Annotated in this window: 21 protein-coding genes and 1 pseudogene; all 22 read left to right on the top strand. The window is 28.2% G+C overall.

Translation table 11 applies throughout. The features are described 5' to 3' along the window. The first annotated feature begins 95 nt into the window (after positions 1 to 95). A complete protein-coding gene (locus OW729_RS06630; RefSeq protein ID WP_268060692.1) occupies positions 96 to 1,478 on the top strand; it encodes a phage portal protein in 1,383 nt (460 codons plus the stop codon). Between the two features lie 468 nt (positions 1,479 to 1,946). Further along, positions 1,947 to 2,519 (top strand): tyrosine-type recombinase/integrase, encoded by a 573-nt coding sequence (locus OW729_RS06625; RefSeq protein WP_268060691.1) that lies wholly within the window; start codon positions 1,947 to 1,949, stop codon positions 2,517 to 2,519. Positions 2,520 to 2,720: 201 nt separating this feature from the next. Next, complete coding sequence (locus tag OW729_RS06620; RefSeq protein ID WP_268060690.1) at positions 2,721 to 3,020, top strand: hypothetical protein; 300 nt, start codon at positions 2,721 to 2,723, stop codon at positions 3,018 to 3,020. 106 nt (positions 3,021 to 3,126) lie between these two features. After that, positions 3,127 to 3,609, top strand: a complete 483-nt coding sequence (locus tag OW729_RS06615) for a hypothetical protein (protein WP_268060689.1) — start codon at positions 3,127 to 3,129, stop codon at positions 3,607 to 3,609. A gap of 15 nt (positions 3,610 to 3,624) precedes the next feature. Next, entirely contained in the window at positions 3,625 to 3,975 is a 351-nt protein-coding gene (locus OW729_RS06610; protein ID WP_268060688.1) for a hypothetical protein, read from the top strand. 13 nt (positions 3,976 to 3,988) lie between these two features. Beyond that, positions 3,989 to 5,128: an Ig-like domain-containing protein gene (locus OW729_RS06605; protein WP_268060687.1), complete on the top strand. Its 1,140-nt coding sequence runs from the start codon at positions 3,989 to 3,991 to the stop codon at positions 5,126 to 5,128. Positions 5,129 to 5,387: 259 nt separating this feature from the next. Continuing rightward, complete coding sequence (locus tag OW729_RS06600; RefSeq protein WP_268060686.1) at positions 5,388 to 7,040, top strand: recombinase family protein; 1,653 nt, start codon at positions 5,388 to 5,390, stop codon at positions 7,038 to 7,040. 14 nt (positions 7,041 to 7,054) lie between these two features. Further along, positions 7,055 to 7,948: pseudogene (locus OW729_RS06595) on the top strand (YifB family Mg chelatase-like AAA ATPase); the annotation flags it as partial. A gap of 13 nt (positions 7,949 to 7,961) precedes the next feature. Beyond that, the gene (dprA, locus tag OW729_RS06590) at positions 7,962 to 9,044 is read left to right on the top strand and encodes a DNA-processing protein DprA (RefSeq protein WP_268060685.1); all 1,083 of its coding nucleotides are present in this window, start codon (positions 7,962 to 7,964) and stop codon (positions 9,042 to 9,044) included. A gap of 273 nt (positions 9,045 to 9,317) precedes the next feature. Continuing rightward, positions 9,318 to 11,396: a type I DNA topoisomerase gene (gene topA, locus OW729_RS06585; protein ID WP_268060684.1), complete on the top strand. Its 2,079-nt coding sequence runs from the start codon at positions 9,318 to 9,320 to the stop codon at positions 11,394 to 11,396. 194 nt (positions 11,397 to 11,590) lie between these two features. Continuing rightward, positions 11,591 to 12,370 (top strand): GTP-sensing pleiotropic transcriptional regulator CodY, encoded by a 780-nt coding sequence (gene codY / locus OW729_RS06580; protein ID WP_268060683.1) that lies wholly within the window; start codon positions 11,591 to 11,593, stop codon positions 12,368 to 12,370. 223 nt (positions 12,371 to 12,593) lie between these two features. Beyond that, the gene (gene rpsB, locus OW729_RS06575; RefSeq protein WP_268060682.1) at positions 12,594 to 13,295 is read left to right on the top strand and encodes a 30S ribosomal protein S2; all 702 of its coding nucleotides are present in this window, start codon (positions 12,594 to 12,596) and stop codon (positions 13,293 to 13,295) included. 41 nt (positions 13,296 to 13,336) lie between these two features. Next, entirely contained in the window at positions 13,337 to 14,257 is a 921-nt protein-coding gene (gene tsf, locus OW729_RS06570) for a translation elongation factor Ts (RefSeq protein ID WP_268060681.1), read from the top strand. 229 nt (positions 14,258 to 14,486) lie between these two features. After that, positions 14,487 to 15,197, top strand: a complete 711-nt coding sequence (gene pyrH / locus OW729_RS06565; RefSeq protein ID WP_268060680.1) for a UMP kinase — start codon at positions 14,487 to 14,489, stop codon at positions 15,195 to 15,197. A gap of 21 nt (positions 15,198 to 15,218) precedes the next feature. After that, positions 15,219 to 15,776, top strand: a complete 558-nt coding sequence (gene frr, locus OW729_RS06560) for a ribosome recycling factor (RefSeq protein WP_268060824.1) — start codon at positions 15,219 to 15,221, stop codon at positions 15,774 to 15,776. A 213-nt stretch (positions 15,777 to 15,989) separates the two neighbouring features. Beyond that, positions 15,990 to 16,748 (top strand): isoprenyl transferase, encoded by a 759-nt coding sequence (locus OW729_RS06555; RefSeq protein ID WP_268060679.1) that lies wholly within the window; start codon positions 15,990 to 15,992, stop codon positions 16,746 to 16,748. Between the two features lie 10 nt (positions 16,749 to 16,758). Next, positions 16,759 to 17,562: a phosphatidate cytidylyltransferase gene (locus OW729_RS06550; RefSeq protein WP_268060678.1), complete on the top strand. Its 804-nt coding sequence runs from the start codon at positions 16,759 to 16,761 to the stop codon at positions 17,560 to 17,562. A 3-nt stretch (positions 17,563 to 17,565) separates the two neighbouring features. Then, positions 17,566 to 18,594: an AI-2E family transporter gene (locus OW729_RS06545; RefSeq protein ID WP_268060677.1), complete on the top strand. Its 1,029-nt coding sequence runs from the start codon at positions 17,566 to 17,568 to the stop codon at positions 18,592 to 18,594. Continuing rightward, positions 18,581 to 19,738 carry a 1-deoxy-D-xylulose-5-phosphate reductoisomerase gene (gene dxr / locus OW729_RS06540; protein ID WP_268060676.1) on the top strand — a complete coding sequence of 386 codons (1,158 nt, stop codon included), beginning with the start codon at positions 18,581 to 18,583 and terminating at the stop codon, positions 19,736 to 19,738. Before OW729_RS06545 ends, dxr begins: the two co-directional genes overlap by 14 nt. 14 nt (positions 19,739 to 19,752) lie before the next feature. Continuing rightward, entirely contained in the window at positions 19,753 to 20,757 is a 1,005-nt protein-coding gene (locus OW729_RS06535) for a M50 family metallopeptidase (RefSeq protein WP_268060675.1), read from the top strand. A 21-nt stretch (positions 20,758 to 20,778) separates the two neighbouring features. Continuing rightward, on the top strand, positions 20,779 to 21,828 hold the full coding sequence (ispG, locus tag OW729_RS06530; protein WP_268060674.1) for a flavodoxin-dependent (E)-4-hydroxy-3-methylbut-2-enyl-diphosphate synthase: 1,050 nt from the start codon (positions 20,779 to 20,781) through the stop codon (positions 21,826 to 21,828). A gap of 59 nt (positions 21,829 to 21,887) precedes the next feature. Next, on the top strand, positions 21,888 to 26,231 hold the full coding sequence (locus tag OW729_RS06525) for a PolC-type DNA polymerase III (RefSeq protein WP_268060673.1): 4,344 nt from the start codon (positions 21,888 to 21,890) through the stop codon (positions 26,229 to 26,231). Positions 26,232 to 26,629 lie beyond the last annotated feature (398 nt).

The following is a 26,629-nucleotide window of genomic DNA, read 5'->3' as shown; positions in this document are numbered from 1 at the left end:
ATAATGACAAAGATTATAAAGTTAAAATTTAGATAAAGTAATGTAGGGATATATTATTACTTTATCTTTTTTATTTTTTGAAGGGATGTGATTAAGTGTTTGGACAAACATTAGAAGAATATATAAATAGTAAGTATGATGGTTCTGAAATGTGGTTTGAAAAAGAAGTTGAAGAACAACAAGTAAGAATATTAAAAGTATTTGAATATAAAAATTATCTTAATGGAGTACATAAAATATTAAATAAACCTAATATTCAATACAAAAACAAAGAGTTTGCAACTAAAAAAACTGTATTTAATGAAATAAAAAATATTTTAGATTTTAGTACAATATATTTATTAGGTAAAAAACCAAGTTTTATAGGCAGTGAAAACAAAGTTAAATTATACAATAATATATATAGAAAAGGAAAATATTCTAGTATTGATTATAAAATATTGGATAAAGTAAAGAAATATGGTGATTTAGGAGAATATATATACCCTACTAAAGATAAAAGAAATAAAAAAGGAGTTGCAAGTTATATAATTCAATCTGAAGACTTTTATCCAATATATAGCGATACCTTTGATTATGTTGGAGCAATAGAACATTGGACACATGAAGATAGCAAAGTAAGTTACTATAGAGTTTATTATGGTGATAAAGTTGAATTTTGGGATAATGAAGGTGGGTATGGATTAACATTACGAGATATTAAGACAAGTTATGGATTGCCTGTACATTGGCACAATTTGAATGATGGTGATGAAAGATATGGTAGAAGTGAGATAGAAGATATAAAAGGAATCATAGATGATTTGGAAGGGATAATAAATAGATTAGGTGATGCAGTACATACTATTATAACTAATCCCATTCTACATATTGATGGTGAATTAAAAGGTGATGACAATACAATGAATGTAGATGGTATAGGTTATGCAATAGCAACTGATGGAGGAAAGGTTGATTATCCATACGCACAAATGGATTATGATTGTATTAAATTATATTTAGATACTTTAAAAGAAGAGTTACATAAGATAGGGGCAATACCGTCAGCAATATATGGACAAAGTAATGTTGCAAATATATCTGAAACAGTAATTAAACAATTGTATCAAATTGCAAGCAATAGAGCATCTATAAATGAGATGTGGATGCGAGAAGGATTAGAACAAAGATGGGAGGTAATAGATACTATTCTTGAAGAATGTGAGGGAATTGAATTTAATGATGATGAATATATAGACATAGAATTTAATTATTCAAGACCTGCAAATGACAGTGAAACTGTTGATAATATTGTTAAGTTAAGAGAAATTAAAGCTATGAGTCAAAGAGATAGTATCGAAGCTAGTCCATTAACAAGTGACGTTAATCAAACGGTTGAACGTTTAGAGGAAGAAGAGCTAAAAGAGGTAAAAGAGAATAATGGAAATAGTGGTGTAAATGATAATGTAAACCAAAGCAAAGATAATTGTTTACAATAGAGAAAGATATAATATGATTGGATATGAGTGACATATTATAATAGATTATATTATGAGATAGTTATATGTAATTAGATGTGGGATAAATAGGGTAATAATATTGGAAGTGTGGGAGTGTATTTCACCCACGAATATTCCACTGTTACTCTGTTACCCTATATGCATATATGGTATTTATTATCATATAATACTGTATATTATAATACGGTAGTTATTACTATATAAGTATACCTATATAGGGTATGCAATAATGTGATATTAAATGTATTATATACTTCATTACTATATCTAATTTAAAGTACGCCTTTTCTATAAAACACGAACTTATTTTGTGAAGGTACATGTATCAATGCTTACAGGGGGTAGGTTAAACAATACTAAATAAAACGCGAACTTATGATTGACAAAACACGAACTTTTTAATAAAATATAATTAAAAATAGAAAATATTGAAAAGGGTGTGTTTATATGTCAACTAGACCATTAGAATTAAATGAGTATAAGGAAATAATGAATTTAATAACTAGTGGATTCAATTATATGGAAAATAATAAAGAAAAGAAATTTAGAGCTAATAAGAAACTATATTTAGCATTAACTTTACAGGCTAATTTAGGGTTACGTATTGGTGATGTACTTAGTTTAACAGCTAATAACTTTAGAAATGGTAAACTAATAATAACAGAGGATAAAACAGAGAAGATGCAAAATAGGGAAGTTAATAGTAATATAATTGAATTGGTAAAAGATTATGCAATAAATGAAGGAATAAAAGCTAATGATATGTTATTCAAGAGATTATCAGTAAGAGCAGTACAAAAACAACTTAAAATAGTATGTGATTATTTAGGATTAAGCAATATATCAACGCATTCATTTAGAAAAATGTACGCAGTTACGATTTATGAGAATAACAATAATAATATAGAACTAGTAAAAGAGGTTTTAAATCATTCTAGTATTGCAACTACACAAAGATATATTCGTGTAAGACAAAAGGAAATAAATGAAGCTAGTAAAAATGTTAATATGATAGTATAGAAATGGCTTAGAATATAGGTCATTTCTTTTTTTACCCCCTTTTTGATATTTTTTCTGTACGTAGACCTCTATTTTTTCCACAGCAAAATTTTAACCTTTCCTATACCCCCTAAACCTTTGATATATCTACATTTACCCCATATATAATAGTCACAAAACAACAATAAATATAAATTAAAGCTGAAAGGAGTTTTGATAGATATGAGTATACCTAACAAAATTAAATTAGGTTGGAGAAATTATAAAATTAAATATGAAGATAACCCCACAGATTCTGAAGGAGATTTATTATGTGGAGATATAGATTATATAAACGAAATTATAAGATTAAATAAAAACATACCTTTACAAACACAAGAACTTACATTAATACATGAATTGTTTCATGGAATTTTTAATGCTATGGGCAGAAATGATTTATCAGTTGATGAAAATTTAATTGATGGAATATCTGAAAGATTATATGAAATAATAAAAGACAATCCTCAACTATTCAAATAGGTGATTACATATAAAACATCAATTAAATAAAATAGTATTATCAGCATAAGAGATCAAATCTTATGTTTTTTTATTTATAAATTTTAAAAGAAAGAAGGCAATTAAATTGAGTAAATTTAAAGAATTAAACCAATATATTTTTGATATAGAAAATTTATTATTAAAAAATCAAAAACTCTGTAAGTTATTATATTATCCTCATAAAGATGCTTTAGAAAAAGGAGATATAAAGGATACTGATATTCTAATAAATAACAATATATTCCCTTTTAATTATATACCCACTGATGATGAACAGAAATGTATAATATCAATCATACTAGATGATTTTCGTAATGATGGGAGTGTACATTTAAGAAAAGGAACTATATCTTTTAATATTATATGTCATAAAGATTTGTGGGCAACTGATTTAGGACTAAGACCGTTTTTATTAATGGAAGAAATAGATACAATTTTTAACAAAGTTCATAACAGACAGGCAGTTAAAAGTTTAGGAGGATTAGTATTTCAAGATGCACATGCTCTATGGAATAGTAATATTTATTCGGGTTATCAATTAATTTATGAATGTGAAAATATAGTTTAAAGGGGGCAAGAATTAATGTTTAATGTATTGAAAATGTTAAAACTAGAATTAGGGAATAAAGAATATTTTACAGATGAAGAATTTACAGGGATTTTAATGTTACATAATTTAAGTGCAACAGATACATATACAAACACAATGAAGAAACAGTTATATGAAGCTGCACTTGATGTATTAGAAAAAATTATGAATAATTCTGATTATATGCGTAAACTTGAAACAGAGTTTGGAACACAAGGAGATGCTTATAAAAATCTTGAAAAACAAGTTGATAAAATTAAAGATAAAATAATTGAAATTGAGGATGAAGAAGCAGGAAAAGAAAATAAATCTGTATTTATGATGTATTATACAAATGAAATTTAAAGAAGGTGATTAAATGCAAAATTCAATTAGTAAGTTTTTTAATGAATATATAAGAAATTATGGTTGTAGTATAAAAATTAATGGTATAGATAATAGAGGATTTTTTAAAGAAGTAGATGATAGAGAAAAAGGTTATGATAATAAATATTTGTTTACGGAGTTGGGAAAAGTTAGACAAGGAGACATCATTGAATGTTTGGAAAATAATTGGATTGTAATAGATAAAGATAGTAATATAGGACAAACTTATGACAAATGTGTAATTGCTAGAGCATTACATAACATTAAAATTTATATAAACAACACATTACATGAGTTTCCTGCAATTATTCAAACACAAAGACAGGGCATTGATGAAGGAAAATATATAAATATTGCTGATGGTAAAATTATGTTAATAACACAAGATAATAGTGTTACAAGAAAAATAGGTTACGATAAAAGAATCATTAAAATGCAGAATGTTTGGAATGTAGTTGGTTTTACAAATGAAAATGAGGGCTTAAGATATATTTACTGTAAAAAAGGACAATTTAATCCTTCTTCAGATGATTTAGAAAATGAGATTGCTGACAGATGGTTACATGAAACTAAACATGAATATTCTATTGATATTACGGAAGATAATATACAACTTAAAGAAGGAGAAACTAAGCAATTAATAGTCAATGTTACGGATACAGTTAATAATAAAACTATCACTGTAAAAAAACCTACATTAATATATACATCACTAAATAATAATATAGTTACTGTTGATGATAAGGGATTAACTAAAGCAATTTCAGAGGGAGGCACAACTATTAAAGTTACTTTTGAAAATATAGAAAAAATTATAAATGTAAAAGTAGTAGAAGGTAGTAAAGTTCAATTAGAGATTATTGGTACTGATAAAATGGCTTTAAACAGAACAAAAACTTACACTTCAAATATTCCAGTAGTGTGGAGTGTAGAAAATGTAGAAGTAAATGGAGAAATTGAAAAAGTAAAATATGCTACTATAACAGAAAGCACAGATACAACTTGTACTATTAAGACTACAGATAAATGGATTTTTAATGATGGAAGAAGTAGATATTTTAATTTAATTGCTATAAGTGAGGATAATAGTAGTATAGTAGTAATTAAAAAGATAAGAGTTACTCCATATTAGATAACATAATATTTAAACATATTATTTTTATTTTAAAACTATTATAGTTGATATTAATGTTATAAAAATAATTGATACATATATTAGTGTAGATATTTTTACATAAGATTTATGTTTTAACATTATAACACCTCCATTAAAAATTATTACCTAAAATGGAAGTGGTTATACAATAAACATTGATTCTATTATGACAATGTACTATTATTATATTAAGTACATTGTCATAAAATATTTTTAATAATGAGGTGGTAACAAAATGATTAATGTATGTGCTTATTGTAGAGTAAGTACCAATTCAAAAGACCAACAAAATAGTTTTCAAAATCAGAAATCTTATTTTGAAAGAGAGATAGAAAAAAATAAAAATTATAAGTTATATAAAATTTATGCGGATAAAGGCATTTCAGGGACTTCTTTAAGTAAAAGACCAGAATTTAATCAAATGTTGTATGATGCAGGTATAGATGTAGAAGAACATGTTGATAATAGAGGTAAAAAGGTAGAAAACATATATACTGTAAACGTAGATAGAAAACCTAAATTCAATTTGATTTTAGTTAAAAACAGTAGTAGGTTTGCTAGAAATGTACTGATTACAGATATTATTAGAAAATTAAAGCAGAAAAAAGTTTATGTATATTTTATGGATATTAATAAAACAACAGAAAGTGAAGGCGATGAATTATTACTACAAATACTTTTTACACTAGACGAGAATGAATCTAAAGATAAAAGTAGAAAAGTAAGAATGGGTAAAAGGGAATCTGCTCTTAAAGGTGTAATAAGTACAAACTCATCTTTATATGGATATAATTACATAAAGGAAGAAAACAGACTAGAAATTATAGAAAAAGAAGCTGAAGTGATAAGAAGAATTTTTAATTTATATATAAAAGGGTATGGTATTAGAAGGATAATAAATCAATTAGATAAAGAGAAAATGGTAACTAGAAAAGGTAAATCATTTAGTAAGTCTACAATACAAAGAATATTAGGTAATGAAAAATATTGTGGAATACTTGCTCTTAACAAATATGATACAGGTATAATATTTGAGAAACTATCCTATCCACATGTAAAGAAAAAAGAAGATTGGATAATACATGAAGGGAAAGTACCATGTATTATTGATGTAGAAACTTTTAAAAAAGCACAGCAAATTAAAGATAGCAAAATAAATAGTATTAATCAAAGGGGAATTTATAAAGGAAAAAGTAAATATAGTGGAAAATTAATTTGTGGAAATTGTGGCAATGTTTATACTTCAAACCGAGATAGAGGAATTAAGTTTTATAATTGCAGAGTTAAAAAACAAAAAGGTACTATGGTTTGTAATAATCCAAATATAAAAGAAGAATTAATAGATAAAGAAATTAAAGACTTGGTAGATTTTAAATATGTAAAGATGGTAAAATGGATTAATAAATTTAGTGTATATCTTTTAGAAAATATTAAAGAAAGTATTATAGGAATGTTAAATATAGACACAAAAAATAAGGTTAAAGAATTAAAAAAAGAATTAAGAAAATTAGAAATAGGATTAGATAGATTATTAGACTTATATACAAATTTAGATATAGAAAAAAAGGATTATATAATAAGAAGTAATTCTATCAAAGTTAAAATTAATGACCTAACAGAGCAAATAAATGTACTTAATAAAGATAATGCTATATTGGAAAAAGACATAAAAGATATAACTAATATAATAGATAAGATAAATAATACAGAGCTAAACAAACCAAAAACAGAAGAAGAAATGTTAAAAGAAATAAAACACATAATAATTGACAAAATTGAAGAAACAGGCAAAACAAAACTTATGCCAATTTTTAAATGGATGGATGACTATAGAAATATAATAAGAAAATATATGAACCAAAATGAGAATTATAAGAATATGTTTTAATATTGACATTGTAGTATAATATACTTTTATATGGGCCTCCAGGATGCGGTAAAAGCATGATTGCTAAGAGAATTCCAACTATTTTACCTAAGTTGAATTACGAAGAGGCTTTAGAAGTAACAAAAATTTATAGCATCTCAGGCAATTTAGCAGAATCAAAAGGACTAATAAAAGAGAGACCATTTAGAAATCCACATCATACTTCTTCTAAAGTATCCTTGGTTGGAGGAGGTATAAATTTAATGCCAGGTGAAATATCGTTAGCTCATAATGGAGTCTTATTTTTAGATGAAATATTAGAATATAAAAAAAGTGTTTTAGAAGTATTAAGGCAACCTTTAGAAGATAGGGTCATAAAAATTTGTAGAAGTAGCGGTAGTGTTGACTATCCAGCAAACTTTATGTTAGTGGGTGCTATGAATCCATGTAGTTGTGGATTTTATGGAAGTAAGGATAGAGAATGTACGTGTACTGAATATGATAGAAAAAGGTACATTAACAAAATGTCAGGGCCTATGTTGGACAGAATAGATATCTTCTCACCAGTTAATGCTTTATCATATAAGGAAATTAATCGGGATAATAATAAAAAAGAAACTTCTCGTAATATTAGAATTAGAGTTGAAAAAGCTAGAGAAATACAAAAAGAAAGATTTAAAGAGTGTGGAATTTATTGTAATGCACAAATGAACCAAAGACTTATAAAAAAATACTGTAGTCTTAATTCAAAAGCAAGAAATGTTATTAAAAAAATTTTTGAAAAATATAATTTAAGTACAAGGAGCTATAGTAGAATTTTAAAAGTTTCAAGAAGTATAGCAGATTTAAATGAAAGAGAATTTATATCAGAAATTGATGTTTTTGAGGCATTACAATATAGGAAATATATAGATGAAAAAGTTATTTAAGGAGAATAATAATATGAATGATTATGAACTTTGGTTTAATATGAGTAATTTAAGTTATTGTGTAAAGAGAAGGCTATTAGATGAATTTAAAAATGTAGAAGAAATTTGGTATAAAAGTATATATAATAATGAAGAAAGTGACTTGTTAAATAATAAAATTATAAGTGCTTTAAAAAAAGCATGGGATACTAATAAGATTAATTTAGTAAAAGATAAAATTAAAAATAATTTAATAAATACAGTAGTTATTACTGATGATTTATATCCCCAATCCCTTAAAGTATATGAAGACTCTCCATATATGCTATTTTATAAAGGAAATATACAAAAACTAAATAAAGGGTATAGTGTAGCAATTGTGGGGTCAAGGAGTTGTACTAGTTATGGAGTAAATGTAACTAATCTTATAAGCAAAAGTCTATGTGACAATAATATTAATATAGTTAGTGGAATGGCTAGAGGAATAGATTCTGTAGCACATTTAAAATGTATAAATGAAAATTCATATACCTGTGCTGTTTTAGGATCTGGATTAGATGTAATTTATCCAAAAGAGAATTCAAAACTGTATGACAGAATTTTAGAAAATGGATGCATTATATCGCAGTTTGCACCAGGAACCAAGCCGTATTCCTATAATTTTCCTATAAGAAATAGAATAATAAGTGGTCTTAGCAATCTTATAATTGTTGTGGAGGGAGGAAAGAAGAGTGGATCTTTAATAACTGCAGGAGCTGCTTTAGAACAGGGGAAAGATGTTATGGTGATTCCAGGAAATATTTTTTCTCCTCAAAGTATTGGTACAAATAAATTAATTAAAGACGGAGCTTATGTCTTTACTGAGATTAATGACATATATGATATTCTAAATATAGAAAATCATAAAGAGGAAAATATAAAGAAAGTTATAATGAGTGGAATAGAAAGAAATGTATATAAATATATAGGTAATGAACCAATACATTTTGATGATATATTAAAATTAACAAAAGTTGATATAAATAAACTATATGAGACGTTATTAAAGTTACAATTAAGTGATGAAATAATCTCTTTAAGTAGTAATTATTATGTAAGGAACAATAAAGTAATATAAAATTTTATGAATAAAATATTAATTTTATTAAATTTTTTTGTAAACACTAAATGAAAATGATATGAATTTAGGGTAATATTTCTACTAATAAATGAAAATTAATACTAACAAAGATTGACATATTATAATTATGTGCGGTATTATTTGAATTGCAACAAAAATTAATAAATAAATTTATACATATTAACTAGTTTAATACTTAAAGTAACTATGATTTATAGAAATCTATATAAATAATAGATAAATAATAGATAAATTAATGGAGGGGATAATATGGGTCAGAAGCTAGTTATAGTTGAATCTCCAGCTAAAGCAAAGACAATAGGAAAATATTTAGGAAGCAGTTATGTGGTAAAAGCATCTATGGGTCATGTTAGAGATTTACCTAAAAGTCAATTGGGTGTTGATATAGAAAATAATTATACTCCTAAGTACATAACTATTAGAGGAAAAGGAGATTTACTAACGGAACTTAGAAAAGAAGCAAAAAAAAGTGACAAGGTTTTCCTTGCAACGGACCCTGATAGAGAAGGGGAAGCTATTTCTTGGCATTTAGCTGAGGCTTTAAAGATAGATAATGATAAGAAATGCAGAATAGAATTCAATGAAATAACCAAAAATGCTATTAAAGCTGCTATTAAGGAACCAAGAGAAATAAAAATTAACTTAGTAAATGCTCAACAAGCAAGAAGAGTATTAGATAGACTAGTTGGATATAAAATAAGTCCTATTCTTTGGAGAAAAGTAAAGTGGGGATTGAGTGCTGGTAGAGTGCAATCTGTTGCATTAAATATGATTTGCAATAGGGAAGAAGAAATTGAAAAATTTGTTCCAAAGGAATATTGGACTATAGAAGTTCAACTAAAAAAAGGTAGCAAAAAAGCTTTTACTGTGAAATTAGTTTCAAAAAATAATAAAAAAATTGAAATTAATAATGAAAAAGAAAGTAATAAGATTATTTCTGAATTAAGTGAAAATAAATATGTTGTAAAGGAAATCAAAAAATCTAATAAAAAGAGAACTCCGTTACCACCATTTACTACTAGTACTTTTCAACAAGATTCATATAAAAAACTAAACTATTCTACAAAAAAGTCTATGTCTATAGCACAACAATTGTACGAAGGAATTGATGTTAAAAGTGCAGGTACTGTAGGATTAATTACTTACATGAGAACGGATTCGGTTAGAGTGTCTAAAGAAGCACAAAATAATGCTAGGGATTATATTATTAGTGATTTTGGAGAAAACTATATACCGAAAGAAATAAGAAATTTTAAAGGTAAAAAAAATATACAAGATGCTCATGAGGCTATTAGACCTACCTATGTGGAGTTTACTCCTGAAAAAATAAAAGATAGTTTGACTAAAGAACAATATAAAGTGTACGAATTGATTTGGAAAAGATTTGTGGCAAGCCAAATGGCAGAGTGTATTATGAATACAATAGCTGTCACTATAAAAAATGGGAATTATACTTTAAAGGCAAGTGGATCAAGTGTTATGTTCGATGGTTTTATGAAACTTTACAATTATGCTGAGGAAAATGATGATGCATCTATACAACTTCCAGAATTAAATAAAGATGAAGAATTATCAGAAACTAAAATAGATGGTATACAACATTTTACTCAACCACCATCAAGATTCTCAGAAGCTTCACTAGTAAAAACTTTAGAGGAAAATGGAATAGGTAGACCAAGTACCTATGCGCCTATAATCTCTACTATCCTTGATAGAAAGTATGTAAAGAGAGAAAAGAAAAATTTAATTCCAACAGAATTAGGTGTAATAGTAAATAATATTGTAAGTGAATTTTTCAAACAAATTGTAGATGTAGAATTTACAGCTGGTATGGAGAATAAATTGGACAGCATAGAAGAGGGAAAAGAAAATTGGACAAATGTAGTAGGAGAATTTTTTAAACCTCTAGAAAAATCTATAGAAATAGCAGAAAAAGAAATTGCAAAAATAACAATAGAAGATGAAGTTACTGATGTAAAGTGTGAAAAATGTGGTAAAAATATGGTCATAAAGCATGGGAGATTTGGAGATTTCTTAGCTTGTCCTGGATATCCAGAATGTAAGAATACTAAACCGTTAGTTGAAGAATTAGATGTACCTTGTCCATTATGTGGTGGAAAAGTTTTATTGAGAAAAAGTAGAAAAGGTAAAAAGTTTTATGGATGTAGTAATTATCCAGATTGTAATTTTGTTAGTTGGTTTGAACCAGTTAATATGAAGTGTCCAGAATGCGGAAGTTATATGGTTAAAAAGTATAGTAAGACAAAGGGAAATTATTTTGAGTGTTCAAATGGAGAATGTAAGCATAGGGTTGATGAAAGTAAATAGTCAAGTGAAATTCTATTACAAATGTGTTAAAAATTTAACTTTTTTGTCGAAATTAATAAAAATAGAGTTGAAATATAAAAAACACTATGTTAATATTATTAGAGTGGTTGGGATAATTCTAAATATTTAAAAAAAAATAAAAATTCTAATCATTTATAATATTTTGCAACGAATTTTAAAAAGGAGAGAAACATATGGCTTCAGAATTATTAAATAAAATAAGAAGATTGAATAAATTATTACAAAAATCTGGTGCGGAACCAGTTGTGTTTGATGATATTTGTGCAACTCTTAGTGAAGTTTTAGAATGTAATGTTTATATAATAAGTAGAAAGTCTAAAATATTAGGATATAGATTTTTTAATGGTGTGGAATGTGAAAGTGTAAAAGAAAAAGTGCTGAATGAAAAGAAATTCCCAGAAAGCTTTAATGAAAAGTTATTAAACATTCACGAAACTTTAGCTAATGTTGAGAGCCAAGGTAAATCATCTTTTGATGAAAGTAAACCAGCTGAAATGCAAGGGAAACTTTCTACTATTGTACCTATAGTTGGTAATAGAGAAAGATTAGGTACTTTATTTTTAACAAGATTTGAAGAAGAGTTTACAGAGGAAGATTTAGTGTTAGGTGAATATAGTGCTACTATTGTAGGACTTGAGATTTTAAGATCTAAAAATGATGAAATGGAAGAAGAAGCTAGAAAGAAAGCTGTAGTTCAGTTAGCTATAGGAACATTATCTTATTCCGAACTTGAAGCAGTGGAGCATGTTTTCAATGAATTAGATGGAAATGAAGGGTTGTTAGTTGCTTCAAAAATAGCAGATAAAGTTGGAATTACTAGATCTGTAATAGTAAATGCTTTAAGAAAATTTGAAAGTGCTGGAGTAATAGAATCAAGATCATTAGGAATGAAAGGTACTCATATAAAAATTCTTAATGAAAAATTATTAGATGAATTAAAAAAAATTAAATAAGAATAATAAAAAACGGGGGGCTTTCTCGTTTTTTTTTATTTAATACAAAAATTCTTCAATGTTTTTTATTATTTTTGTTGAATGGGTACAATTGATATGATATACTACATAAGGAAGAAAAACACACATTGTCTGTTTTGAAGTTGGTGCCTTCTTTAATTATAAAGGAGGTTATTGATAGTAACGGGGCAATGGAGGTAAAAACCAATAGGAGGTATTTTTTATGTCAGTAATATCAATGAAACAATTATTAGAAGCAGGTGTTCACTTTGGACATCAAACAAGAAGATGGAATCCTAAAATGGCTCCATACATATTCACAGAAAGAAATGGTATCTATATTATAGACCTACAAAAGACTGTGAAAAAAGTTGAAGAAGCTTATGACTTTATTAAAGATGTTGTTGCAGAAGGAAAAGAAGTTATATTTGTAGGTACTAAAAAACAAGCTCAAGAAGCTATACAAGAAGAAAGTATAAGATCAGGCATGCACTTTGTTAATAATAGATGGTTAGGTGGAATGCTTACAAACTTTAACACAATAAAGAAAAGAATAGGAAGATTAGAAGAATTAGAAACAATGGAACAAGATGGAACATTTGAAGTTCTTCCAAAAAAAGAAGTTATAAAGTTAAGAAATGAAAAAGAAAAATTAGAAAAGAACCTTGGTGGAATTAAAAACATGGATGCTAGCAAAATAGGAGCTATGTTTGTAGTAGACCCAAGAAAAGAAAAGAATGCTGTATCAGAAGCTAAAGTTTTAGGAATACCAGTTGTAGCAATAGTTGATACAAACTGTGATCCAGATGAAGTTGATTTTGTAATACCAGGAAATGATGATGCTATAAGAGCTGTTAGATTATTAACTGCTAAAGTAGCTGATGCTATAATAGAGGGAAATCAAGGGGAACAATTAGCTGAATAAATTTAATAACTTGATTTACAACTTGATAGGAGGAAATAGATATGATATCTGCAAAGATGGTTAAAGATTTAAGAGAAAAAACAGGCGCAGGAATGATGGACTGTAAAAAAACTTTAACTGAAGCAAACGGTGATATGGAAAAAGCCATAGAATTATTAAGAGAAAAAGGATTAGCATCTGCAGCCAAAAAAGCAGGAAGAATTGCTGCAGAAGGTATAGTTGCAACTTACATAAGTGAAGATAGTAAGGTTGGAGTTGCATTAGAAGTTAACTGTGAAACAGATTTCGTTGCAGTTAACGAAAGTTTTGTAGAGTTTTCAAATAATGTTGCAAAGCAAATAGCAAACAGTGATGTTGCAGATGTTGAAGCATTATTAGACTCTAAGTATATGAGCGAAGAAAAAACAGTTAGAGAAACTTTAACTGAGCTAATTGCTAAAATTGGCGAAAACATGAATATAAGAAGATTTGAAAAAGTTTCAGTTAACAACGGTACTATAAACAGCTACATTCATGCTGGTGGAAAAATCGGTGTATTAGTTGCTCTAAACTGTGAAAAAGAAAATAATGAAGTTTTAGCACCACTTGCTAAAGATTTAGCTATGCAAGTAGCAGCTGTAAACCCATTATTCTTAGATGAAACAAGTGTTGATGAAGAAGCTCTTAATAAAGAAAGAGAAATCTATAGAGTTCAAGCTCTAAATGAAGGAAAACCAGAAAAAATAGTTGAAAAGATGGTTGAAGGTAGAGTTAAGAAATACTTAAAAGAAGTTTGTTTAGTTGATCAAATTTGGGTTAAGAACGGCGATTATACTATATCTAAGTTATTAGCTGAAAAATCAAAAGAAGTAGGTTCTCCAATAACAATTTCTAAATTTGTTAGATTTGAAAAAGGAGAAGGAATAGAGAAGAAAGAAGAAAACTTTGCTGAAGAAGTACAAAAACAAATGCAAAAAAAATAGTGAATAAAAGTTAATAAAGAGAACACTCTGTGTTCTCTTTTTTTAAAGGGCTATACATAAATGAGATTTTTGACTTCAGATGGAGTTTGAAATCCTACCTAAAGAAACAGGGTCGTAGCGCCACTTATCTCTGATCTATATAGAGGAGTGGTGTGTTAATGGCGGTAGACATCGAATAAAATAATAAAAATAAGTGTAATTTTGGTTATTTTGGAGGTATAATAATACTATGAATTCATCTAAATATAAAAGGATAATGTTAAAATTATCAGGAGAAGCATTAAGTGGAGAAAAAGGTTTTGGTATAGATTTTGAAGTAACAAAAAGAATTGCTGAAGAGATTAAAGAAATAGTAGATATGGGTATAGAAGTAGGAGCTGTTGTTGGTGGCGGAAATATATGGAGAGGAAGAAATGGTTCCGATATGGATAGAACTACGGCTGATTATATGGGTATGATGGCTACATGTATAAATGCACTAGCTCTTCAAGATTCTTTAGAACAAATTGGAGTAAACACTAGAGTGCAAACAGCTATTGAAATGAAAGAAGTTGCTGAACCGTTCATAAGGAGACGTGCAATGAGACATCTTGAAAAGAAAAGAGTTGTTATTTTTGCTGCAGGAACAGGTAATCCATATTTTTCAACTGATACTACAGCTGCATTAAGGGCTGCAGAAATTGAGGCGGATGCTATATTACTTGCAAAAAAAGTAGATGGAGTATACGATAAAGATCCTAATAAATATGAAGATGCAAAAAAATTCCACAACCTTACATATATAGAAGTTCTAGAAAAAGGCCTACAGGTTATGGATTCTACAGCAACATCATTATGTATGGACAATAATATTCCAATTATTGTATTTGGACTTGATACCCCTAACAATATTAAAAAAGTAGTTATGGGTGAAGAAATAGGTACAATAGTATCAAGATAAAATGGAGGTAGCATTATTATGATGGTAAAAGAAATTTTAAAAAACTCAGAAGAAAAAATGGAGAAGACTGTTACATTATTAAAAAAAGAACTTGGATCTATGAAAGCAGGTAAGGCTAATCCATCTATGCTTGACAGGATAAGCGTTGATTACTATGGGACTGAAACCCCTATTAACCAATTAGCAAATGTTTCATCACCAGAACCAAGAGTTTTACTTATACAGCCTTGGGATAAGAATTCCATTAAAAATATTGAGAAGGCTATTTTACAATCAGATTTAGGCTTAAATCCTTCAAATGATGGTTCAGTGATCAGACTACTTATCCCAGAACTTACTGAAGAAACAAGAAAAGATATAGTTAAAAAAGTAAAAAAAACTGGGGAAGAAGCTAAAGTAGCTATTAGATCTGTAAGAAGAGATGCTAATGATAAAGTTAAAAATTTAAAGAAAGATAATGAAATAGCAGAAGATATGGCAATTGATACAGAAGAAAAGATACAAAAAATTACTGATAAATATATTAAAAGTGTAGACCAAGTTGTTGAACAAAAAGAAAAAGAAGTTATGGAAATATAATTATATATTAAAGCTTTAAATACCTGCGCAATCGCAGGTATTTAAAGCTTTAAGAATAGGGTGGATTTTGTTTGAGTATCATTGATTTTATATAATTTTAAAATAATGAATTTATAACATGGTTTTAAGGATAAAATTTAAAAGAATATAAAAGGTATTATTGCTTAAAAAATAGAGCTTAATAAGAAAATGAGTTAGAATGGAGCAGTTATCATGGGAAGCTTTTTTAGCTTTAGAAAAAAATCAAAAGAAACTATAGAATTGGATTTAAATAGTATACCCAAACATATTGCTATAATAATGGATGGAAATGGTAGATGGGCTAAAGAAAAAAAATTACCAAGAACTTTTGGACATAAGGCTGGAGTAGAAACTATAAGAGATATAGTTAAGGAATGTAGTAGAATCGGAGTAAAGTATTTAACGCTTTATGCATTTTCAACAGAAAACTGGAAGAGGCCTTCAGAGGAAGTTAATACATTAATGAACCTTTTAGTAGAATATTTAAAGAAAGAAGTAAATGAACTAAATAAGGAAAACGTAGTAGTTAATAATATTGGGGACACATCTAAGCTTCCTAAGATATGCCAATTAGAGTTGAATAATGCTTTCGAATTAACAAAAAATAATAGTGGTCTTGTTTTGAATTTAGCTTTAAATTATGGTGGAAGAAATGAAATAATATATTCCATAAAAGAAATTGCACAAAAAATTAAAGAAGGAAAATTGGATGTTGAGGATATCGAAGAAAGTACTATAAATCAGCATTTATATACGGCTAACATGCCTGATCCAGATATAATTATAAGAACAGCTGGTGAACAAAGATTAAGTAATTTTTTATTATGGCAATGTGCATACTCTGAATTTTGGTATACTGATGTGAAGTGGCCTGATTTTAAAAAACAAGACTTGCAAAAAGCCATTTATGATTATCAAAATAGAGATAGACGTTATGGTGGGATTAAGTAGAGGTGAAATTATGAATAAAAGATACTTAGGAGCGGTACTTTTGTCTCCTTTGATAATAGTACTGTTTGCTGGTGGTGTATATTTAAAATATGTTGTTATGTTTCTTTCACTTATGGGTATGTATGAATTTTTCAAAATTGTTCAAAGTAAGGGTATTAGACCTATTAGCGGTATTTGTTATTTGGTTTGTATTATATATTATGTTTTTTTTATAGGAAAAGACCCCACAAACTATAAGAATGTTTTTTCAATACTTGTGATAGCTATGATTATAATGTTATGTATACCAATAATAAGCGAGGAATATAGTTTTATTGATGTTGCTATTACTATATTTGGATTTCTTTATATTGCAGTTCTGCTTAGTTTTATTGTTCAAGTTAACAAAAAGCATTTTGGAAACTATTTGGTTTGGCTAATATTTATCTCTTCATGGCTATGTGATACTTCTGCTTATTATGTAGGGAAATATTTTGGGAAAAATAAGTTATGTCCAAGAATAAGCCCTAAAAAAACTATAGAAGGATCAATAGGTGGTTTATTAGGTAGTACTATTAGTTGTGGTTTATATGGTGCTTTTATTATAAGTAAGGGTGTCAATATACCTTTATATAATTTTTATTTAATAGGTATTATATGTGGTGTTTTGGGACAATTTGGTGATTTAGTAGCTTCTTCTATAAAAAGACACACAGGAGTTAAAGATTTCGGTGATGTTATTCCAGGACATGGGGGAATATTAGACAGATTTGATAGCATACTTTTTGCATCTGCTGTAGTATATTATTACATAATAATAATTTTGGGGATGTAAAGAGTGCAATATTGTAAAAGTACATACAATAAGGCTATTTCATGTATTGTAATACTAATAATTTTTATTATTTTAACTTTTATAATTAAAAATTATTTTAAGCCTTTTTTTATAATTATCTTTATTACGTTCATATGCAAGCCTATATATGATTTGTTTTGTAAAGTAGAACTTTTTAATAAAAATGTAAATGCAGTACTAAGCATATTATTGGTAAACTTAATGATTTTTTTTATTACATTTTATACTGGAAAGATTGTTTACAACAAGATTTATACATTGATATTGGAGAACTATTCACAAATAGCAGACAATTTAAATGAAATTATATGTAATGTAAATAATTTTTTGGGTTATGATTTCTTTAAAATTAATACAGATATGAAAGGGATTTATTCGATAATTCCAGACAACAGTTATATAACAAAGGGAGCTATATATACTACAGATGGACTATTTGCCTATTTTATTAGTAATATAGCTGTATATTTTATATTAGTAGATAAATCTACATTAATAAACGACGTTTCAAGGTTATTTCCTAATAATTTCTACATTATTAGGAAAAAGCTAGATGAGATAAATAAAATACTAAAGATAGAGCTGATTTTAGTTTTATTAACTACGTTACAAACTTTAATTGGATTTATAATATTAAATATTCCTAATGCTATTTTCCTATCAGTATTATGTGGTATATTAGATATAATACCTTATATTGGAACTATACTCATATTTATTCCTTTAATATTATATAATTTTATTATAAAAAATACCATAGGAGCTATAGGGTTAACTATTCTTTATATTTTACTTCAAGTTACAAGGCAAGTATTAGAAACTAAATTAGTAAGTAAAAAATTAGATGTTCATCCTTTGATTATAATTTTAACCGTATATATTGGAATTAAAATCTTTGGGTTTATAGGATTATTTATGGCACCAATTTACGTTATTACCACTAAGGAAATAGTGTTTTCTAGTGATAGGAATAGTTGGAGGAACAGGAGTGGATTAAATGAAAAATATTAGCATACTGGGTGCTACTGGTTCTGTAGGAAAGCAGACATTGCAAGTTATTAGAAATGAAAAAGAAAGATTTAAGCTTGTTGCTTTTTCTGCAAATAAAAATTACCAAGGAATAATAGATATAGTAAAAGAATTTAAACCTAAATATGTTGCTGTTGTCGATAAATACATATGTGAAAAAGTACGTGATTATTGCAAATGTGAAAATATAAATATTGAAATACTTGAGGGGATTCAGGGATTAACTACAATATCTATATTATCGGAAGTAGATATTGTAGTGACATCTATAGTAGGAATGATAGGTCTTGTACCTACACTAAATGCTATTAGAGCTGGTAAGGATATTGCTCTTGCTAATAAGGAAACTTTAGTTACTGGCGGAGAAATTGTAATGAGGGAAGCGGAAAAGTACAATGTTAGAATTCTTCCAGTTGATTCAGAGCATAGTGCCGTTTTTCAATCTCTCCAAGGTAACGATATAAATTCAGTAGATAAAATAATTTTGACTGCTTCTGGAGGCCCTTTTAGAGGAAAAAATATAGAAGACCTAGTTAATATTACTCCTGAAGAAGCTATTAAACATCCTAATTGGAGTATGGGTAAAAAGATTTCTATTGATTCATCTACGCTTGTAAATAAAGGATTGGAAGTAATAGAGGCACGTTGGTTATTTGGAATAGACTATAATAATATTGAAGTTATAATTCATCCAGAAAGTGTAATTCATTCAATGGTGGGATATAAAGATGGTAGTATAATTGCTCAATTATCTAGTGCAGATATGATTCTTCCGATACAGTATGCTCTTAACTACCCTAATCGCCAAAATTCTTTAATAAGTAAACTTAATTTTTATGAGGTTGGAAAGTTAACTTTTGAAAAACCGAATATCACTAATTTTAGAGGATTAAAGCTAGCTTATGATGCTGGTATAGAAGGTGGGATTATGCCAACTATATTTAATGCTGCTAATGAAGAAGCAGTGCAATTATTTTTAGAAAAAAAAATAAAGTATTTAGATATAATTAAAATAATTGAAGATTCGATGAATAATTTTGAAAATAGGGGTAATATAGATTTAGAAATGATATTAAATTACGAAAAAATGGTTAGAAGATTTATTCAAGATAAATATAATTTTTAAAAGGAGGAAAACTTTTGGATATAATATTTAATATACTGATTGTTATAATAGCTTTTAGCATTTTAGTAATAATCCATGAATTAGGTCACTTTACTTTGGCAAAATTAAATGGAGTGAAAGTTGAAGAGTTTTCAATAGGTATGGGTCCAAAATTATTTGGTATACAAGGTAAAGAGACTCTATATGCTTTTAGAGCAGTGCCTATTGGAGGCTATGTTAGAATGCTTGGAGAAGAAGGAGATTCAACTGACGAAAGAGCTTTTTCTAACAAATCTCCTTCACAAAGATTGAGTATAGTAGCTGCTGGTCCAATAATGAATTTTATTTTAGCGATAGTATTATTTGCTGTAGTTACTGGTTTCACGGGGTACTCAGTTCCAATAGTTAGTAAAATAATTCCTAATAGTCCTGCTATGGAAGCTGGTATAAAACCTGGTGATAAAATTGTAGAAGTAAATAAACACAATATTTCTACATGGGAAGATTTTAAAACAGAAGTTGCTATAGCAAAGGGTTCTCAACTAAATATGAGGGTATTAAGAGGAGAAGAAGAAAAATCATTTTTAATAACTCCAGAAAAAAATTTAGTAGGAATTTATGCAACTACTATAGAAAACCCAGGTATTCTTAAATCTATTAAGCAAGGATTTAAACAAACCACTTCAACAATAAAACAAACAATATTATCTTTAGGAATGATTTTCAAAGGAAAGGCTTCAAAGGATGATATAGGTGGACCTGTTACAATTTTAAGAGTAACTTGGCAAATATCTAAAGCTGGATTACTTAATTTAATTGCTTTCTCTGCTTTTATCAGTGTTCAGTTAGGAATTTTCAATTTGTTACCTTTCCCTGCATTAGATGGTTTTTGGATTTTTGTTTCATTGTATCAAATTATAACAAGAAAACAAGTTGATAAAGATAAAATAGGGATTATCAATACCGTAGGATTTGCACTTCTTTTGTTATTGATGGTATTAGTAACGATTAAAGATGTTATGTATCCTATAAAATTCTAGAAATGTTTAGGGGATAAATTCATGGAAAGAATAAAAACAAGAAAAATTAAAGTGGCAAATTTATATATTGGTGGAGATTCAAAAATAAGTGTTCAATCAATGAATAATACAGATACTAGAGATGTGAAGGCAACTGTAGAGCAAATTAAACAACTTGAAAAAGTAGGTTGTGATATAACAAGATGTGCAGTACCTGATATGGAGGCGGCAGAAGCTCTAAAGAGAATAACTAGTTTAGTAAACATACCTGTGGTTGCAGATATCCATTTTGATTATAGATTAGCATTGGAGTCAATAAAAAATGGAGTTGCTGCTTTAAGAATTAATCCAGGAAATATAGGAGATGTGAAAAGAGTAAAAATGGTAGCTAACGCTGCTAAGGAAAAAGGAATACCAATTCGAGTAGGGGTTAATTCAGGCTCTTTAGAAAAAGAAATATTAGAGAAGTATGGTAAAGTGTGTCCAGAGGCATTAGTAGAAAGTGCTTTAAAACATGTAAAGATTCTTGAAGATGCTGATTTTAATGATATAGCTATTTCTTTAAAGTCTTCAAATGTATTACAGATGATAGAAAGCTATAGAATAATATCTTCTAAAGTAGATTATCCTCTTCATATAGGAGTTACTGAAGCTGGGACTACTTGGAATGGAACTATAAAATCAAGTATAGGTATTGGTACGTTATTGGCAGAAGGTATAGGAGATACTATAAGGGTTTCTCTTACAGGAGATCCAATAGAAGAAGTTAAGGTAGGTAAGCAAATACTAAAATCTTTAGGTTATATAAAAAATGGAATAGAATTCATATCTTGTCCTACTTGTGGAAGAACAAGAATTAATCTAATAAAATTGGCTCAGGAAGCAGAGGAAAAATTATCTGATTGTAATAAAAATTTAAAAGTTGCGATAATGGGATGTGTTGTAAATGGACCAGGGGAAGCTAAAGAAGCTGATATAGGCATTGCCGGCGGAATAGGTGAAGGGTTGATTTTTAAAAAAGGTCAGATTATAAAAAAGGTAAAAGAAGATAAAATAATTGATGAGTTGATAAGAGAAATAGACAAGATGTAGGCTAGAATTTTAGCCTACATTATTTATATATTTATTGTAATGCATTAGGAGGTTGCTTAATGAGTAGTAATTTGGTTAGTATATTAAAAACTGAAATAGATGAAAAAAAAGATATTTTGGAGAAAGATATACAAATTTTAAAAGTTCAATATTTTGCTAAAAGTGATAAGCTAAAAGTTATTTTAAGATCTTCTAATGAGATAAGTGACAATACGAAGAATGAAATAAAACATCTCATATTAAAAAAAATATATAATTTTAATAATATAGATATAGTTTGTTATAAAACTATATACAATAAAACATTACAAGAAATAATAGAGGAATATTGGGTAGATATAATTGAAAATATTGCTTTAAAAGTACCTGTTTGTAGACAATTACTAGCTGATGCTAATAAAAAGATAAGTGATAGTTGTTTAGAAATAGAAACAGGAAATGAGTTCATGTGTAGACTTCTTAAAAGTAAAAATATTGAAAAATATATGCAAAATATATTTAATAATATGTTTGGAGTTAAATGTACTGTTAGCTTAAATTATAATAATAAATTGAAAGAAAAAAACTATTTTAATAATAAAGACATAGAAGAAAAGTCATTAATAGAAAAAGCTTTAAAAGAAACGGCTATTTCTCATGATTCTTCTCATGGTGTAGAGAATAAGAAAAATACAAAAAATACTAATTCAAGATCTAGTTTTGGAGGTAATAAAGAAAACTCATATAAAAGAGGGCCTAAAAATCCAAACGCTATTATGGGAAGAGATGTTAATGGGGAAATTACAGATATTGCTTCCATAGATGAAACATCAGGTGTTGTCAATATATGTGGAGATGTATTTAAAGTGAAGATTATAGAAACAAAATCAGGAAGAAAAATACTTTCAGTTTATATTACAGATTATACGAGTTCGATTACTGTTAAATGTTTTCCAAAACCTAACGAAACAGAAGAAGTAGTAGAACAAATTAAAGAGGGGTTATACTGTAAAGTTAGAGGAGAAGCTGTACATGATACTTTTGCTAGAGAAGTAGTTATAATGGCTAGAGATATTGTGAAGACTTCTAAAATTGATAAGATGGACACTTCAGAAGAGAAGAGAGTAGAGCTTCATGTACATACTCAGATGAGTGCTATGGATGGAATGTCTCCTACAAATTCAATAGTGGCAAGAGCTGCTAAATGGGGGCATCCTGCTGTTGCTATAACTGATCATGGAGTTGTTCAGGCGTTTCCTGAAGCTATGGATGCTGCTAAAAAGCATAATATTAAAGTTTTATATGGTGTAGAGGCTTATTTAGTTAATGATGGGGTTCCTATAGCTGAAAATATTAAAAATGAAAAAATAGAAGATACTTATGTAGTCTTTGATCTTGAAACAACAGGATTCTCTAGTGTAAATGATAAGATAATAGAAATTGGGGCTGTAAAAATAAAAAATAGTAGTGTTATAGACAATTTTAGTGTTTTTGTAAATCCACAAATTAAAATTCCTTTTAAGATAACAGAATTAACTGGAATAACAGACGATATGGTATCAGATGCTGAAACTATAGATGAGGTTTTACCAAAGTTTATTGAATTTATAGGAGATAGTGTACTTGTAGCTCATAATGCAAATTTTGACGCTTCTTTTATAAGGAAAAATTGTAAAGATTTAAATATAAATTTCAATTATGCAGTTATGGATACAGTTCTTTTATCTAAATTTCTTTTTCCTGAACTGAAAAAGTACAAATTAAATATTGTGGCTAAACATTTAGGAATTTCACTTGAAAATCATCATAGAGCGGTGGATGATGCAGGAGCTACTGCAGAAATATTATTAAAGTGTTTTGAGTTGTTAAGAGATAAAAATATAAATACATTAGTAGAGTTAAACAAGGAGTTTTTAGGAAATCAGGATATAAAGAAATTGAATACATATCATTTGATAATCTTTGCAAAAAATCAGGTTGGCTTAAAAAATTTATATAAACTTATATCCTCATCAAACTTAGATTACTTTTTTAGAAAACCAAGGATGCCTAAAAGTTTAATACAGAAACACAAAGATGGATTGATAATAGGATCTGCCTGTGAAGCGGGGGAAATTTATAAGGCTGTTTTAGAAGGTAAGAGTGATGAGGATTTAGATAATATGATTAAGTTCTATGACTATCTCGAGATACAGCCTATAGGCAATAATGAATTTATGATAAGAAATGGTAAAGTAAAAGATGAGGAACAATTAAAGGAAATAAATAAGAAGATATATGACCTAGGTAAAAGAAACAATTTACCGGTTGTAGCTACAGGGGATGTTCATTTTTTAGAGCCCAAAGATGCTGTTTTTAGAGAGATTTTAATGACAGGACAGGGATTTTCTGATGCTGGTAATCAAGCTCCCTTATATTTCAGAACTACAAATGAGATGTTAAAAGAATTTGATTATTTAGGAGAAGATATAGCTAAAGAAGTTGTTATATATAATACTCAAAAAATTGCAGAAGAAATAGAATATATAAAGCCTATACCAGATGAAACATTCCCTCCTAAAATAGAAGGTGCTGATGATGAAATAAGAAACATGACTATGAGCAAAGCTCATTCAATATATGGAGAGATGCTTCCTGAAATAGTTAAAGAAAGAATTGATAAGGAATTAAATTCTATAATTAATAATGGATATGCAGTGTTGTATTTAATAGCACAAAAACTTGTAGCAAAATCAGTATCTGATGGATATTTAGTAGGATCAAGAGGATCTGTTGGGTCGTCTTTAGTTGCAACTATGTGTAATATAACAGAGGTTAATGGATTGCCTCCTCATTATGTATGTCCTAAATGTAAGAACAGTGAATTTTTCACAGACGGATCAGTAGCTTCAGGAGTGGATTTACCTCCTAAAAAATGTCCGGAATGTGGGGAGGAATATATAAGAGATGGTCATGATATACCTTTTGAAACGTTCCTAGGGTTTAATGGAGATAAGGAGCCTGATATAGATCTTAACTTTTCCGGAGATAATCAGGGTGATATACATAAATATACTGAGGTTCTTTTTGGAAAGGGTCATACATTTAAGGCTGGAACTATAGGAACAATAGCTGATAAAACAGCCTATGGATTTGTTAAAAAGTATTTAGATGAAAAGAAAAGAATAGTTCCTATGGCAGAAATAGAAAGACTAACTCAAGGGTGCACAGGAGTTAAAAGAACATCAGGACAACATCCAGGCGGAATTATGGTTGTTCCAAGTGATAATGAGATATTTAATTTTTGCCCTATTCAACATCCAGCAGATGATCCTAACTCTGATATAATAACTACTCACTTTGATTATCATTCTATTAGTGGTAGGCTTCTTAAGTTAGATATTCTAGGACATGATGATCCAACTGTGCTTAGGATGCTTAAAGATACTACAGATGTTGATCCGCAAAAAGTACCTTTGAGTGATGAAAAAGTATTAAGTTTATTTACTTCTCCTGAAGGTTTAGGAGTTACAGAAGAAGAATTAGAATGCCCTGTGGGAAGTTATGGCCTTCCTGAGTTTGGAACTAAGTTTGTAAGACAAATGCTTGTTGATACTCAGCCAAAGACATTTTCGGATTTGGTTAGAATATCTGGATTATCTCATGGTACAGATGTATGGCTTAATAATGCTCAATACTTTATAGGAGAGGGATATACTACCCTAAAAGATTGTATATCTACTAGGGATGATATAATGGTGTATTTGCTTCATAAAGATCTTCCTCCTAAAGAGGCTTTTACTATAATGGAGAAAGTAAGGAAAGGAAAAGGACTTAGTGAAGAGCATGAAGCTCTTATGAAAAACCATCAAGTACCTGATTGGTATATAGAGTCTTGTAAAAGAATAAAGTATATGTTCCCTAAAGGGCATGCGGTTGCTTACGTAATGATGGCAGTTAGAATAGCTTACTACAAAGTTTATTATCCCCAAGCATATTATGCAACATATTTTACTGTAAGAGGTATAGATGACTTTGATGCTCAATTAATTATTCAAGGAGAAGGTGCCGTTAAAAAAAAGATGGATGAAATAAATTCTCAAGGAAATAATGCTACGCAAAAGGATAAAGGATTATTAACTATATTAGAATTATGCTATGAAATGTATAAAAGAGGCATAAAATTCTTAAAGATTGACTTATATAAATCACATGCAACAAAATTTTTAATAGAGGGTGATTATATAAGACCACCATTAAGTTCTCTTGCTGGAGTTGCTGCAAATGCTGCTAAAAATATCGCAAATGTTAGAGAAGAAGGAGAATTTATATCTAAAGAAGATTTAAGAGTGAGAGCTAAAGTATCTAAAACTGTAATAGAAGCTTTGGATCAACATGGATGTCTTGATGGATTGCCTGAGACGAACCAATTATCTTTATTTTAAACCAATTCAGTATATGCCAAATAAAATGTTTTGTATATTACTTGAAATGCAGTTATTAGTATGTTAAAATGAAATAGAATATTTTGCAGATAAATTTGAACTGAAGAGTGGGTTAAAGCCCACTCTTTACATTTGTAAAAACGCAACGGTTTGTTGCGTTTTTAAATTAATATCTGTTTATCCGATATTTAACCATTATAATACTTTCATTTTTTTAGTGAAAGTAAAGAATGGTATGATTATGGATAACTGGTTCTTTTAAAAGATAACGACTTCTAAGGAGTGAAACTCCTAAAAGAATTATGTTAATAGCTTTCAGGTGAAATAAAAAACTCCACCTGAAACTAATAACCCTGTTTATTTAAAAAGAAATTGTAAAGACTAAGATTATGAAGTAA

Source organism: Clostridium brassicae (genome assembly GCF_026738875.1).
Taxonomy (GTDB): domain Bacteria; phylum Bacillota; class Clostridia; order Clostridiales; family Clostridiaceae; genus Clostridium_H; species Clostridium_H brassicae.
This window is presented reverse-complemented; position numbering and strand designations above follow the sequence as displayed.